The organism is Microbacterium sp. NPDC090281 (assembly GCF_044769635.1).
Classification (GTDB): Bacteria; Actinomycetota; Actinomycetes; order Actinomycetales; family Microbacteriaceae; genus Microbacterium.
The window spans coordinates 1,428,701-1,441,830 of sequence record NZ_JBIVYH010000001.1 but is presented as its reverse complement, the minus strand read 5'-3'; the positions used below and the strand labels follow the sequence as shown (position 1 = coordinate 1,441,830).

At 67.3% G+C, this 13,130-nt stretch carries 14 protein-coding genes; 3 read left to right on the top strand and 11 right to left on the bottom strand.

Going from position 1 to position 13,130, the window contains the following annotated elements; all coding sequences use genetic code 11:
• The first annotated feature begins 35 nt into the window (after positions 1-35).
• From ACIQTX_RS06960 to ACIQTX_RS06950, 3 genes are read left to right on the top strand one after another with little or no spacing between them, the layout of a single operon-like run.
• Positions 36-1,025, top strand: coding sequence for a MoxR family ATPase (locus tag ACIQTX_RS06960; RefSeq protein ID WP_028503398.1), 990 nt, complete (start codon positions 36-38; stop codon positions 1,023-1,025).
• 11 nt (positions 1,026-1,036) lie between these two features.
• On the top strand, positions 1,037-2,227 hold the full coding sequence (locus tag ACIQTX_RS06955; RefSeq protein ID WP_402970537.1) for a DUF58 domain-containing protein: 1,191 nt from the start codon (positions 1,037-1,039) through the stop codon (positions 2,225-2,227).
• Positions 2,184-4,478, top strand: a complete 2,295-nt coding sequence (locus ACIQTX_RS06950; RefSeq protein WP_402970534.1) for a DUF3488 and DUF4129 domain-containing transglutaminase family protein — start codon at positions 2,184-2,186, stop codon at positions 4,476-4,478. Before ACIQTX_RS06955 ends, ACIQTX_RS06950 begins: the two co-directional genes overlap by 44 nt.
• A gap of 51 nt (positions 4,479-4,529) precedes the next feature.
• On the opposite strand, the gene ACIQTX_RS06945 is transcribed toward ACIQTX_RS06950, so the two are convergent.
• The 11 genes from ACIQTX_RS06945 to mpaD form a co-directional block, all read right to left on the bottom strand.
• The gene (locus tag ACIQTX_RS06945) at positions 4,530-5,420 is read right to left on the bottom strand and encodes a rhodanese-related sulfurtransferase (RefSeq protein WP_402970532.1); all 891 of its coding nucleotides are present in this window, start codon (positions 5,418-5,420) and stop codon (positions 4,530-4,532) included.
• 62 nt (positions 5,421-5,482) lie between these two features.
• A complete protein-coding gene (locus ACIQTX_RS06940) occupies positions 5,483-6,217 on the bottom strand; it encodes a hypothetical protein (RefSeq protein ID WP_402970529.1) in 735 nt (244 codons plus the stop codon).
• The gene (locus tag ACIQTX_RS06935; protein WP_402970527.1) at positions 6,214-6,939 is read right to left on the bottom strand and encodes an ABC transporter permease; all 726 of its coding nucleotides are present in this window, start codon (positions 6,937-6,939) and stop codon (positions 6,214-6,216) included. The genes ACIQTX_RS06940 and ACIQTX_RS06935 overlap by 4 nt, the downstream gene beginning before the upstream one ends.
• Positions 6,936-7,652 carry an ATP-binding cassette domain-containing protein gene (locus tag ACIQTX_RS06930; protein WP_402970524.1) on the bottom strand — a complete coding sequence of 239 codons (717 nt, stop codon included), beginning with the start codon at positions 7,650-7,652 and terminating at the stop codon, positions 6,936-6,938. The genes ACIQTX_RS06935 and ACIQTX_RS06930 overlap by 4 nt, the downstream gene beginning before the upstream one ends.
• A complete protein-coding gene (gene mpaP, locus ACIQTX_RS06925; RefSeq protein WP_402970521.1) occupies positions 7,649-9,346 on the bottom strand; it encodes a daptide biosynthesis intramembrane metalloprotease in 1,698 nt (565 codons plus the stop codon). The genes ACIQTX_RS06930 and mpaP overlap by 4 nt, the downstream gene beginning before the upstream one ends.
• Positions 9,327-10,172, bottom strand: a complete 846-nt coding sequence (mpaM, locus tag ACIQTX_RS06920) for a daptide-type RiPP biosynthesis methyltransferase (RefSeq protein WP_402970518.1) — start codon at positions 10,170-10,172, stop codon at positions 9,327-9,329. Before mpaM ends, mpaP begins: the two co-directional genes overlap by 20 nt.
• A 66-nt stretch (positions 10,173-10,238) precedes the next feature.
• Complete coding sequence (gene mpaA3 / locus ACIQTX_RS06915) at positions 10,239-10,358, bottom strand: MpaA3 family daptide-type RiPP (protein WP_374954150.1); 120 nt, start codon at positions 10,356-10,358, stop codon at positions 10,239-10,241.
• 36 nt (positions 10,359-10,394) lie between these two features.
• Positions 10,395-10,520, bottom strand: a complete 126-nt coding sequence (gene mpaA2 / locus ACIQTX_RS06910; RefSeq protein ID WP_258131607.1) for an MpaA2 family daptide-type RiPP — start codon at positions 10,518-10,520, stop codon at positions 10,395-10,397.
• Positions 10,521-10,559: 39 nt separating this feature from the next.
• On the bottom strand, positions 10,560-10,694 hold the full coding sequence (mpaA1, locus tag ACIQTX_RS06905) for an MpaA1 family daptide-type RiPP (RefSeq protein ID WP_258131605.1): 135 nt from the start codon (positions 10,692-10,694) through the stop codon (positions 10,560-10,562).
• Positions 10,695-10,699: 5 nt separating this feature from the next.
• Entirely contained in the window at positions 10,700-11,803 is a 1,104-nt protein-coding gene (mpaC, locus tag ACIQTX_RS06900; RefSeq protein ID WP_402970513.1) for a daptide-type RiPP biosynthesis dehydogenase, read from the bottom strand.
• 77 nt (positions 11,804-11,880) lie between these two features.
• On the bottom strand, positions 11,881-13,110 hold the full coding sequence (mpaD, locus tag ACIQTX_RS06895; RefSeq protein ID WP_402970510.1) for a daptide-type RiPP biosynthesis aminotransferase: 1,230 nt from the start codon (positions 13,108-13,110) through the stop codon (positions 11,881-11,883).
• Positions 13,111-13,130: the final 20 nt, after the last annotated feature.

The window sequence follows — 13,130 nt, the reverse complement described above, 5'->3', positions numbered from 1 at the left end:
AACGCGCACCGCAGCGCCGACGTGAGAGGGAACGCATGCCAGAGAACGCCCCCCTGAGCCCGGTGACCATCGACGCCGAACGGTTCGCCGCGCAGACCTCTGCGATCCTCGGCTCCATCGGCCAGGTCATCGACGGCAAGCCGGATGCCGTTCGCAGTGCGCTCGTGTGCCTGCTGGCCGAGGGCCATCTGCTCATCGAAGACGTCCCCGGCGTCGGCAAGACGATGCTGGCCCGCGCCCTCGCCGCGAGCGTGGACGCGACGGTTCGCCGCATCCAGTTCACCCCCGACCTGCTCCCCGGCGATGTCACCGGCGTCTCCGTCTACAACCCCGTGGACCGGGAGTTCGAATTCAAGCGCGGCGCGGTCTTCGCCCACATCGTGATCGCCGACGAGATCAACCGCTCCTCGCCCAAGACGCAGTCCGCGCTGCTCGAGGCGATGGAAGAGGGACAGGTGACCGTCGACGGGTCCACCCACATGCTCCCCCAGCCGTTCCTCGTCGTCGCCACCCAGAACCCGTTGGAGATGGAAGGCACATACGCCCTTCCCGAAGCTCAGCGCGATCGTTTCATGATGCGCATCTCGATGGGGTACCCGGATGCCGCCGCCGAAGCGCTCATGCTCCGCCAACGCGATGTGGTCAGCCCGCTCGCCGCCGTGACCCCGGTCGCCGATGCCGCCTCCATCGCCCAGCTCATCGCGTGGGCGCGTTCGGTCCATGTCGCTCCCGCCCTCGAGGAGTACGCCGTCGCCCTCGCGCAGGCGACCCGTTCCGACCCGAACCTCCATCTCGGCGCGAGCCCCAGGGCGACTCTGCAGCTGGTCAGGGCCGCGAAGGTGTGGGCCGCCCTCGACGGACGCGAATACGTGATCCCCGACGACATCACCGCTCTGCTGATCCCGGTCCTCGCGCACCGCCTCCTGCCCGCCCGCGGAGCCCACCGCGCCGGAGCGCAGCCGGTCGAGGCCGCGCTCACCCAGATCGTCGAACGGGTGCGCGTGCCCGTCGCGACCCGTTCCTGAACGAGCCCATGATGCGAAGACGTCGATCCCTCACCGGCCGCGGTGCCGGTGCGCTCGTCGCCGCGCTCTGCTGCATGATCGCCGCCAACCTCCTCGGCACGCGCATCCTGCTCTACATCGGCGTGCTGCTCGCCGCGGTCACCCTGTTCTCGCTGCTCGCCGTCCGCCTGCCGCGCCGGTCGGGGACCGTCACCCGACGGATCTCCACCGACCTGCTGACGGTGTCCGAGACGTCACGGGTGACGGTGCGGTTCACCCTGCGCGCGATCCGCGTGCCCCGAGGCCTCTGGCATGACGTGCTCCCGGACGCGGTCTCCGGAGACTCCGGCGGGGAATATCCCCCCGAGACAGGGCAGCTCAGCTATCTGATCACCGGCGTCAGACGCGGTGTCTGGCCGCTCGGTCCGCTGATGCTGCGAACGGTCGATCCGTTCGGGCTGGCGCAGCGCGAGCAGGCATTCGGAGAGACGCGAAGCGTGACCGTCGTCCCCGAAGTGTTCGCCCTCGCGCCTCTCGCCGTGCGGGTCGGAGCAGCCGGTGGCACCGCGCACACCTCGTCGACCAGACTCGGGCAGGGCAGCGACAACCTCTCGCCGCGGGGCTACATCCCCGGCGACTCGATGCGTCGCATCCACTGGCGGGCGACCGCGCACCGCGGCCAGCTCATGGTGCGCCAGGAAGAGGAGGAGTCGAGCCCGGACGCCGTGGTCGTGCTCGACCGCAGCAGCCGTCACTGGGACGCGCCGGGAACCGAAGCCGACCCTGCATTCGAAGCCGCGGTGTCGTTGTGCGCCTCTGCGGCTGTGCACCTCGCGTCGGAGGGATACAGCGTCGACGTGATCGACAGCGCCGGCACCCTGCTCGGCGCACTCCGCGGTCACGAGGACGATCGCGACGGACTGCTCGCAGCCCTCGCGATGGTCACGCCCAGAGGCGAGGGCCGCGACCTGATGGCCCTCATCGGCGGCACCCCTCCCGGCCCGCTCGTCTACATCACCGGCCGCCTCGACGAGGAAGATGCCGCTCTGCTTCGTTCGGCGGGAGCCTCAGCGCCCATGCTGTTCAGCACGGAGCTGCTCCCTGGCGCCGCCGAGGCCTCCGTCCTGCATGGGTGGACGGTCGTGCCGTTGGGAGAAGACGTCGCCGAGGCTTGGGAAGATGCGGTCTCCGCGCGGATCGGGGTCGGCGATGTTCCGCGCTGAGCGCCCGCGGGCGGCCGAGGCGGTCGAGCAGACGCCTCCGCGCTGGCACCGCGACCACGAGGAACCGACCGGGGTGGTCGCCGCCGGAGCGCTGGCCGCGACCGCGTCGATCGTGGCGATGTGGCCTTTCACCTCGGTCATCGCGCCCGGAGCATGGTCGTTCACTGTTCTCATCGTCATCGTCGTCGTGGCGGGCACCGGGATGCTGATGCGGAACCTGTTGCGGCGCCGGGACGCCTGGATCCAGGATCTCGGCACCCTGCTCGTCCAGATCATGGTGGCGATCACCATCGTGACGATGCTCGTGGCCGGCAGCACCGCCGTGTTCGGGATCATCCCGACCTCGACGACGGTGGCGGTCTTCGGAGCGCTCGGCGCAGACGCCTACGAGGCGGTCGTCTTCGGCTCCGCACCATTGGATGCCTCTCCCGGCCTCGCGGCCGCGATGGGCGTCGGCTTCGCCGTGATCGCGATCCTGCTCGATCATCTCGTGGCGCACCGCTCGGCGGTGCTCGCCGTGCTGCTGACCGGAATCGTCGGCGCCGTGCCGATGATCGTCACTCTCGGCGACACCAACGTCGTCTGGTTCGTGCTCTTCGGGGCGGTCGCCCTCCTCCTCTTCCGGTACACCGCACGGCAACACCCGGAGTCTCCACGTCGGTCTTCCACCTCACTCGCCGTCGCAGTCGGGGCAGCCGCGCTCGCGACGACGGTGGTCATCGCTCCGGCGCTCCCCGTCACGGCGACCATGGCCGGCAACGGAGTCGGCGTCACCGTCGATGCATCGCTGCGCCTCGGCGACGATCTGCGGCAGCCCAATCCGGTCGAGGTCCTCACAGTGGCTTCGAAAGGCGACACCGCCCCCTACCTGAGGTTGACGACGCTCTCTCGGTTCGACGGTCGCGTCTGGCAGCCCGACGACGTCGATCTGCAGCCGCAGGCCGAGGGGTTCGGAGCCCCGGAGTGGGGTGACGAGGTCGCGACCGAGGAGCAGAACACCTCCGTCCGGGTGCTGCGGATGTCCAGCTCGTGGCTCCCTGTGCCGTATCCGGCCACCGCCGTGCAGGGGCTCAGCGGGTCATGGCGGATCGCACCGGACAACCGCACGGTCTTCTCTCGCAGCGCCGACGCCGTCGGCAACGACTACACGGTCACCTCCACGAGACTCATCCCCACGCTCGAGCAGATCCGAGCCATCGACGCTGCTGCGCCGGTCGTGGATCCCGATGCCGAACCGGTGGAGCTGCCGGGCATCATCGGCGAGCTCGCCACCGATGTGACCGCGGCCGCGAGCTCCGACTACGACCGGCTCATCGCCCTGCAGAACTGGTTCCGCTCGCAGTTCGCCTACTCGCTGGAGACTCCGGTGGAGGAGGGCTTCGACGGCACCGGTGCCGAAGCGGTGGCCGCGTTCCTCGAAGCGCGGTCGGGCTACTGCGTGCACTTCGCCGGGGCGTTCGCCCTGATGGCGGAGAGCCTGGACATGCAGGCACGCATCGTCGTCGGCTATCTTCCCGGCTCGCTGACCGACGAGAAGCGCGGCACCGAGTCGGTCTTCTCGGTGACCAGCGATCAACTGCATTCCTGGCCAGAGGTGCTGTTCCCCGGAGTGGGGTGGGTTCCGTTCGAGCCCACCGCGTCGCTGGGAGTACCCACCGCGTTCCGCCCGGGCGTGACGCAGGGCGGCGGCTCCGGGACCCCGTCGACTCCCGCACCGACAACGGCTCCGCAGACCGAGCAGACCTCGGGCCCCGAGGTCGATCGCTCCGATCCCGGAAGCAGCGCGTCCGGCAGCGACGATCTGCGACGCCTCGACCCGGTGCCGGTCGCCTTCACCGCTCTCGGCGTCATCGTGCTGCTCCTGCTTCCCGCCCTCATCCGTCTCGCGGAACGCCGCACCCGACTGGGACGCGCACGCCGCGGGGACTCGGCCGCGGCCTGGGCCGAGCTCCGTGACACCCTCATCGACCTGCAGCTGCCGGTGTCCGACGCCGACACCCCGCGAGTGCGGGCGGCCGGTCTGGTGCGCGAGCACGACGTGGACCCGGCGGCGATGCGGCGGCTCACGGATGCTGTCGAGCAGGCGAACTACGCGCGCTCCCGCGAGGTCTCGGAAGACCTCGCGGAACCGTTGCGCGACGTGTTGACGCGCCTGCGCGAGAGCGCCGATCGGCCGACGAGGGTGCAGGCGGCCCTGCTGCCACGTTCGCTCTACGCGCCGCGAGCCGCCGAGCCCGGAGTGGCTGTCTGAACAGGCCGCTCCGGAATCGAGGCGGGGCCCTCCGTCAGGCCGCGCGCTCCGTCAGGCCGCGTGGGCGGGGCAGGACACTGCGACGCAGGTCTCGCACACGACGAACTGCGATCGACAGGAGACGTCGGGACAGTTCGCCGTGCGATTGGTCGGCGCCCCGCAACCTGCGCACTCGCCGATGACGCGGGCGTGGTCGGAGAAGTCGACCGAACCCCGGCCGTCGAACACGTAGAGGGATCCGTCCCACAACCCGTCGTCGCCGTACTTCTCGCCATAGCGGACGATGCCACCCTCGAGCTGGTAGACCTCGCCGAAGCCGCGGGCCGTCATCAGACTCGACAGCACCTCGCAGCGGATGCCGCCGGTGCAGTACGTCACGACGGGCTTACCCTTCAGATCGTCGTAGGCGCCCGAGTCGAGGAGCTGTACGAAATCCCGTGTCGTCTCGGTGTCGGGCACGACCGCGCCACGGAAGCGTCCGATCTGCGCCTCGAGAGCGTTCCGACCGTCGAAGAACACCACGTCGTCGCCACGTTCGTCGATCAGGCCGTGCAGCCCTTCCGGGGTCAGCCGCGTGCCTCCACCGACCACGCCGTGCTCATCGACCCGGAGTTCACCCGGCGCCCCGAACGACACGATCTCATCGCGCACCTTGACACTGAGCTTGGGGAAGTCGAGGCTGCGCCCCTCGGCATCCACCCCGGTCCCCTCGCTCCACTTGATGTCGGCGTCGGCGAACGGTCGATACGAGCGGAACGAACGCGACCACTTCTTCAGAGCGCCGATGTCTCCGCCGAGCGTGCCGTTGATCCCATCCTTCGAGATGAGCAGCCTTCCGCGCAGGCCGAGGGCCTCACCGAGGTCGCGCTGCCAGACCCGGATCGCCTCGGGGTCGGCGAGGGGCGTGAACGCGTAGAAGAGGACGATCTTGGGTGTTGCCACCTAGGGATCCTACGTCGTCGCGCGGCACCGATCCGAACGTCCTCCCCGACTGCTGCCGTCGGCTACTTCACATCGCGCTTCAGGAACGAGACTCCCCCGGCGACGAGAGCCACCAGCACCCACCCCGCCGTCACCCACACAGCAAGGGAGCGGTCGAGACGGTCCTCCGGCATGATGCCGACGGCGGAGACGTCGAACCCCACGGCTTCGAGCATCACGAGGGGTGGGAGATAGATCGCACCGGCGCTCCAGAACATCGCAAGAAGCAGGGCCGCGCTCATGGACGCGGATGCGACGAAGAGTGCGACGAGATGGACCTGTACGACCACCCCCAGTCCCATTCCCCAGAGGCCCGCAACGGCACCGAACGCCAATGCGGACCCGACGGCCGACCAGTCCAGCGGCGCACCGCCCATCGAGATGCCCAGCGCGATGCGGCCGCCGACGACTCCCGCGAGCGCCACAGCCGCCCCGCCGATGGCGGATGCCGGCACCCTGACGAGAAAGGTCGCCCACCGGGGCACCATCGTCAGGCGTTGCGCGATGACGCCGTCACGGCGGTCGATGGTGTAACGGAAAGAGCCATAGACCGCCGCGAGAACTGCTCCATAGGTCGCGACCACGACGCCGAACGGCTCGGTGAACGCCGCCCGGACGCCGACCGGCGCCTCCGCCATGTCGGGCGGGACACTGGTCGCCAAGGAGAGCGACAACACGAGCGCTGCGGCCACCACACCGAGGAGGACGACGTCGCCTGCGAAGCTGCGCGCCTGCGCTCGAAGGGCCTGGCCGATCACGCGACTCCCCGGCGTCCCCGGAACCAGGCCGCAACGACCAGACCGGCAGTCCACACGAGTCCGACGCCGAGGGCCGGCGCGAACTCGAGCAGTCGATCCTCGTATCCGGGGACCCCCAAGGCGGCGATCGCCAATCCGGGCGAGAACTTCGCCACCTCCGGCGCCGTGCGCAGCAGTGCGAACTCCACGACCATCGGAAGAACGAGGACGATGATCGCCGTCACGTAGTAGTTGCGGGTGATCCAGCCGATGGACACTCCGATCAGTGCGCCGAGAACCGCACCGGCCAGGGCGCCGACATACAGATGCCACGCATCCTGCGTGAGCGCGAGCGTGAGCCCGTTCTGGAGCAAGAAGAAGACGCCCGTCGTCCATAGAACGAAGATGCCCACCGACAGCGCGATCGCGATGACCGCCCCCGCGACGAGTTTTCCCCAGAACGCGCGACGGAACCCGACTCCCGTGAGAGTTCTGTCCATCGACGCGTAGTAGTACTCGCGGGTGACGGCATACGCACCGACGAATGCCGCGGAGATCACAGACCAGGCGAGCGGCTCGAGAAGACGAAACGTGGCCGTGCTGGAATCCACACCGGCGAGATCGAAACGCGAGCCGTCGGAGAAGAGCACGAAGGCCGGCATGAGGAGGGCGACGAGATAGACCGGCAGAACGGAGAGTCCGCTCACTGAACGCAACAGTTCACTGCGAATCGCGTTCCTCATGCGGACGCTCCTCCCACGAGATCGAAGTACTTGCTCTCGAGGGAGTCTGCTTCCCTGGTGACGAGGTCGCTCAGCCGCCCGGCGAAGAGAGCACGCCGTTTGATCACGACGACCTCATCCACGAACTGCTCCAGTTCCCCAAGCTGATGACTGGCGACCAGCACGGTACCTCCGCGTTCTGCGAAGTCCCGGAGGAACGTGCGAAGCCACCGGATGCCGTCCGGGTCGAGCCCGTTCGCCGGCTCGTCCAGGATCAGCGTCCGGGGCGAACCGACAAGCGCGGTAGCCAACCCGAGCCGCTGGGCCATCCCCGTCGAGAACGTCTTCACGCGGCGATGCGCGTCGGCTGCGAGCCCCACCTCCTCGAGCACCTCGTCGACGCGGCTGCGGGGTGCGCCGGCCGCGAGGCGGGAGATCTCCAGGTGCCTTCTCGCAGTGATGCCCAGCTCGAAGCCGAACCCGTCCATGTGGACACCGACGTGCGATGCGGGGTTGTCGAGTGCGGAGAAGGGCACGCCGTCGATGACGCTGTCGCCGCTCGTTGGCGTGAGCAGGCCGACGATCGCTCGCAGCGTCGTCGACTTGCCCGCACCGTTCGGGCCCAGAAGGCCGACGACCGAGCCGCGCGGCACGACGAACGAAAGCTCCTCGACGGCGGTCCGACGGCCATACTTCTTCGTGAGTCCTCGGACTTCAATCGCGTGGTCGTTCATTTCTCATCCTCTTCCTCTTTCTCGCTCTGAAGGGTCGACAGCGGCAGTGTCACGCCCCTCGTCCAGAGCGTCTGCCACAGGTTTCTCGTGCCGAGCTCCACACGGGCTTGCCCGGTCGCCGGCAGCTCACCGCTCTCCTCGGAGACGTCCACCCCGGCGACGATCACTGCGGGGACCGATACACCATCTGCCGTCACCGGAAACAGAGCATCAAGTGGCACCGTCGTCGGTACCGGTCGCCGAGGCCTGACTGTTCCCTCGCCGATCTGCACGTTCGCGAGGACGCCGTTGCTCATCAATACGACAGGGGCGCCCTCTGGCACTTCTGCCTCGGCCTCGTCGCCTGCGCTCACGAGGACGACCTGGTCGTCGCGCGTGGCATAGCCGAGCGTGGCGGTCAGAGGGACGGGGATAACGACCCCAGCGATTGCGATGCTCGCGACCAGTGCGGTAACGACGAAGGCGAATCGGAGCCGCGAAACATCCGCTCGAAGCACGCGTCGCAGGGCCTTCGACAGGAGCACGATGCCGACGAGGACGACGACCGTTTCCAACGCGACCACGAACAGACCGAGAACCGGTCCGCCCCCGGCGAGCGCTTGAGCGGTACGGGCGACGGCGAACAACACCAGCACGACCGGTGCCACGAGGCTGGCAAGACCGAACGGGACGCTCCACCACGCGTCGAGCCCCTTGCTCGTCCGACGTCCGCCGAACAGGAAGCGGGTCAGGAAGGTCGCACCGTCCGCTATCGCGCGGACCCTGAGGTTCGGCTCATCGAGGGCGCTCATCAGCGCGATGTACCCGTCGAACCGCACGAACGGGATCAGGTTGACGAGAACGATGGCGGCGCAGGAGAGCGCGAGCAGCAGGAGGATCTGGTGGATGGCCGGTTGAGGAAGCGCGAGCGCGGCAAGGAGCGCGACGGCGGCGACCACAGCGTGCACGGCAGGGCCCGCCAAGGCGATCGCAACGCGTTGCCTGCGGTCCGGGAGGCGCCAGCCGTCCGTCACATCCACGAAGAACGCAGGAGCGAGATAGAAGAGCATGAAGCCCGCCCGTCGGGGTCTTCCGCCGAACCTTGTGAGCGTGAGTCCGTGGGCGACCTCATGGAGCAGGGTCATGAGCGAAAGCACGGCGACGAGAATCAGGAGGCCGGTCAATGGCATCGGCGTGGTGATGACGTTCAGCAGGTCCCGCGCCTGAACGGTTGCGGCCAGAAGCCCCAGGCAGAGCAGGACGACGACCGAAATCAGAACCGTGCGGCGTGACAGCGGGACGAGCAGACGGTCCAGGCGACGAAAGATGCCCGGCGCATGAAGTGTCGCGAACTGCACGGTGAAAGGCGGACGATAGGTCAGTCGTCCGGGCGGGAGCTTGGTGTCGCCTTCCAGCAGTCCATTGGCGCGGAAGCGCTCGGCGAGGTGAAGAAAGCTCTCCAACGACTCGGTTGCGGCGAAGTGCACGTGCAGATCGCGAAGCGGGGTTTCGCCGTTCATCGCCGTCAGCAGGTCGACGACCGTCCGCGAGACCCTCGACGAAGGCACGCCATGGACCATCACGATCCATACCGCTTCATCGGCGACCACCTCGAAGGCGATGTCAGAGGCGAGACGCGGCCGCGCGTCGGCAGCGAGCGGAGCTGTCTCGCGGGACACCCGTCGACGAGCGGGGCTAGTCGGACGCATGGTCATCCGCCGCTCCCGGCAATCCCGGTGACCCCGGCAACCCTGCCCACGTCGTCGTGAGAAGGAGGATCTCCACTCCGTGGTTCGTTCGGACGGGAGACACGGCAGGAGGGGTGAAACCGGCTTCGATGAGCTCGCGCGAGAGAACATCGTGGTCGAGAACCTGCAGGCGGCTGGTGAGCACCGGCACTTCCCCGCCCTTTGCGATGTCAGAGACGCGAACCCAATTGACCACCCGCGCCGCACCGCCTTCTTCCATCTGCTGTGCGAAGAGATAGGTCTCCTCCCCACGGGGCCCTGGAACGCTGATCTCCTGAGCTCTCGGCACCATGAGGCTCTCCGCTGAGCTGCCTCCGGCGACCGTGAAGGCGAACACGCCGCCGGCGGCGAGGTGACGATGCACGTTCGCGTAGAGAAGCGACCGCCCCACCCGATCGAGCAAAGTGATGGATGTCGCGCCGATGATGACGAGTCCATATCGACGCTCAAGGGAGAAGTCGCGCATGTCCGCGACGATGCACTCCACCGTCGATTCTTCCGGCAGCGCACGGCGAAGGTGGGAGAGCATGTCATCGGACAGATCGATTGCGGTCACCCGTCTGCCCGATCTCGCCAGCGGAAGCGTCAGTCTTCCCGCACCTGCGGCGATATCGAGAATGGGATCCGCGGCGTCTCTCGCGAGCGCCAGCATCTCTCGAATCTCTGCACGGTCGGGACCGACCAGTCGCTCGTAGAAATCGGTGCCGTCCCCGGCGTACAGATCTTGTTCCCTGGGAACCGCGTCTACCTTTTCGAGTCGCGCCAATACTGCTTCGGTAATCAAACCTGACATTCACACATCGCCTCTCCTCGGGGGTGATGGGGCGCGGGCGTGCGAAGTTCGCCCGCACCCCATCGGTTAGGTTGCGATCGCTGCTGCGCCGCCGATGATGGCAATGATGTAACTTGCGTGCTCCCACCATTCAAGTGGTGAGTCGATCTGGTCGAGTTCCACGAACTCCAGTGATGTTGGCTGCAATCTGCACCTCCTTTGTCGACCGTTCGAATGCAGCTCCTAGGTCAGAGCGAGAATCCCGATGATGACGCCCACTGCAAAGCCTCGAATGTAGTCATCGGTGTCATTCAGGGCTTCCATGGCCTCGAGTTCCGTGAACTCGAGGGTCGGTGTTTTGGCTTGCATCTTCACCTCCCTTCCCATTTCGGTTCCTGCGCGAAGGGATCAGGTCGCAGCGGCCGCGCCGATCCCGATCAGAACCAGCGCACCTATCGCGCCCTGATAGAAGCTCTCCCAGCTGGGGGCCTCCATCGTGTCCAGTTCTTGAAACTGGATTCTGCTTTCAACCTTCTTGTCCATGTAATTCACCTCCTCGAAACGAACACCGGAGGTCGGCGATCACAGCCGACCGACTCAGAGCTCCAACAGGAATCACGGAGCACATCGCGGAAGTCTTCGGCGACAAGACCGGGGAGCATCGGGTGGCGATTTCCCCATGTCTTCTCGGTGGTCACGGAGATGCGGTCGATGTCGTCACCGGTCGGTCTCGGCGGACGCTGTATTCCCCAGCGTTCGATGAGCGCAGCGATGCCGAGGGGCGGGTCGAGGGGCAATGCCATCCCGCTCGCGACCTTCGTCCAGAAACCTTCAAGGCTCTCCCGATCTCCCCAACGCACATCTCCTGCACAGATCCGACGCCAGACCGCGGCGATCACTGCGGCCGTGGCGACCATCTTGCGGACCTGCAGCAGAAAGGCCACCTCGTTCGCCACATACCAATGGCGGGCGCTGTAGGGATCCTGCCCACGCAGCGCCGCGCTGCGCTGGGTCGCCGCGCTCAGCCGCGCGAGGCGCAGCCTCCCCGCAGGCGAACCCGAGTCGCGTGCGACTGCATCGAGGAGCACCCTGCCGAGGGAGACAGCATCTCGGCGCTGACTCGCGCTTCTCCGCGAACTCGTCGACGCGCCAGCCAGCCGGAGGAAGGCTTCCAGCGCGCCCTCGCTGACTGCTGCGCGCGTGAGCGTGGTCAGGTTGCACGGGTCGATGATCGCGTGGCGGGGTGTCAGGGAGAGCCCGACGATGAGCCGGTATCCGCTCTCGTTCTTGAGGATCCCGACACTGTTCGTCTCCGACGAGGTGCCGATGGTGGTCGGCACAGCGACGATGTCGACCGGCGGCCGGGAACGGGGCAAGAAGGTCAGCGCTGACCTCGACGCATGTTCGATGGCGTAGTCGAATACCCGCCCTGGGAGGAGGGCGAGCGCGGCTATCTTGCTGGCATCGAGAACGGTTCCTCCGCCGACTGCCACGATGACGTTCGGTGATAGACGGACGATCTCCCGCGCGATCATGACGACGGCCGTCACGTTCACCGAGGGCGCGTCCACCGTGATGGTTTTCGACGGCTGCCCATCGAGGAAGGAAAGCCCGACCGCCGAATCCGCTATCACGAGGGTCTCACGGCCCATGGTGAGCCGCCTCGTCATCTGGCGCGCTGCCCCTTCTCCGTGCCACAGGGCAGGAAGGCGACCACTGGAGTCCGAGGTCATTCGGAGACGTCCCGCGCCTGCGCCAGACCCGCACGGACAGCCGCGTCGACTTCGAAAAGCTCATCCGAGGTGAATCCATACGCCGGAATCAGTTCGATGGAGCTCGGGCCGGGCTGCACCAGGACGCCGTGCTGCGCGATCGCTGAGACGACGCGAAGAATGTCGGGTCCGGAGAGCGGGCTCTCGTCCTCGTTGCGAAGCCCGAGACCCAAGAAGCACCCGCTTCCCGTGACCTCCGTGACCACGTCGTCTGCTCTCAACCCGGTCGCGAGGCCGAGCAGGTCGGTCCCTAGCGCCTGTGCAGTCGGTTCCACGTCGACGCGGTGCAGTTCTTCAATCACGGCGAGGATGGCCGCCGCACACGCCGGTGTACCCGCCTGAGTCTCACCGTGGACGAACGTCCAGCCACCGCGCACGTACTCTGATGCCACACGCTCCCCCACCAGAAGCGCCGCAGCCCCCATCGCGCCGTTCGTCAACGCTTTCGAGAGAATGAGGATGTCCGGCGCGGCAGCCCATCGGTCAGTGGCGAACATCGTCCCGGTACGGCCGAATCCGGTCGCCACCTCATCGGCGACGACCAGGAACCCGTACTCCTCGCGCAGGGCGAGGAGCCGATCGATGAATGCGTCGGACAGCGCGTGCGCACCGCTGCCGAGGACGGGTTCGACGACGACCGAGGCCACCCTGGATCCTTCACGTTTCAGCAGCAGCTCGAGCTCCTCTCCGTCGTCGCTGTGAGACACATGCCTCACCGCTCGGCGGTCGACGGAGTAGACGGACTGCAGGAGGTCGTCTCCGCTCAGGGCGTGGCTGCCGTATGCAGTCCCGTGATAGCTGCCTTTCAGGCCGACGATCAGCGACCGGGATCCGTAGCCTCTCTGCGCCCAGTACTGCCTGGCCAGTTTCATCGCCGCATCATTTGCCGCCCCGCCAGACGTCGAGAAGATGACTCGGCGGTAGCGGATGGGGTTCGCGAGCTCGATGAGGGCTTCGGCGGCGACCTCGGCGTACCGATGCGGCGCCCTGAAGAGGGACAGGTATGACGCATCATGCGTCGCCTTCATCACTGCTTCGGCGATCGCCGGGTTGCCAAAGCCGAGGGGAACATTCCATAGCCCACTCGTCGCACACAGACGTGTGGATCCGTCAGCGAACTCGATACGGTGTCCGGCCGCGCCCACGGCGACCTGGTCGGGCGTGAAGGTCGAATCTGCGGGGAGCATCGAGGTCCATAACGCGTGCG

Bases quoted from the DNA above. Each gene is read 5' to 3' on its own strand.
- ACIQTX_RS06960 (WP_028503398.1), top strand. From the start codon at position 36: ATGCCAGAGAACGCCCCCCTGAGCCCGGTGACCATCGACGCCGAACGG.
- ACIQTX_RS06955 (WP_402970537.1), top strand. From the start codon at position 1,037: ATGCGAAGACGTCGATCCCTCACCGGCCGCGGTGCCGGTGCGCTCGTC.
- ACIQTX_RS06950 (WP_402970534.1), top strand. From the start codon at position 2,184: ATGCGGTCTCCGCGCGGATCGGGGTCGGCGATGTTCCGCGCTGAGCGC.
- ACIQTX_RS06935 (WP_402970527.1), bottom strand. From the start codon at position 6,939: ATGAGGAACGCGATTCGCAGTGAACTGTTGCGTTCAGTGAGCGGACTC.
- ACIQTX_RS06930 (WP_402970524.1), bottom strand. From the start codon at position 7,652: ATGAACGACCACGCGATTGAAGTCCGAGGACTCACGAAGAAGTATGGC.
- mpaP (WP_402970521.1), bottom strand. From the start codon at position 9,346: ATGACCATGCGTCCGACTAGCCCCGCTCGTCGACGGGTGTCCCGCGAG.
- mpaM (WP_402970518.1), bottom strand. From the start codon at position 10,172: ATGTCAGGTTTGATTACCGAAGCAGTATTGGCGCGACTCGAAAAGGTA.
- mpaA2 (WP_258131607.1), bottom strand. From the start codon at position 10,520: ATGCAAGCCAAAACACCGACCCTCGAGTTCACGGAACTCGAGGCCATG.
- mpaA1 (WP_258131605.1), bottom strand. From the start codon at position 10,694: ATGGACAAGAAGGTTGAAAGCAGAATCCAGTTTCAAGAACTGGACACG.
- mpaC (WP_402970513.1), bottom strand. From the start codon at position 11,803: ATGGGCCGTGAGACCCTCGTGATAGCGGATTCGGCGGTCGGGCTTTCC.
- mpaD (WP_402970510.1), bottom strand. From the start codon at position 13,110: ATGCTCCCCGCAGATTCGACCTTCACGCCCGACCAGGTCGCCGTGGGC.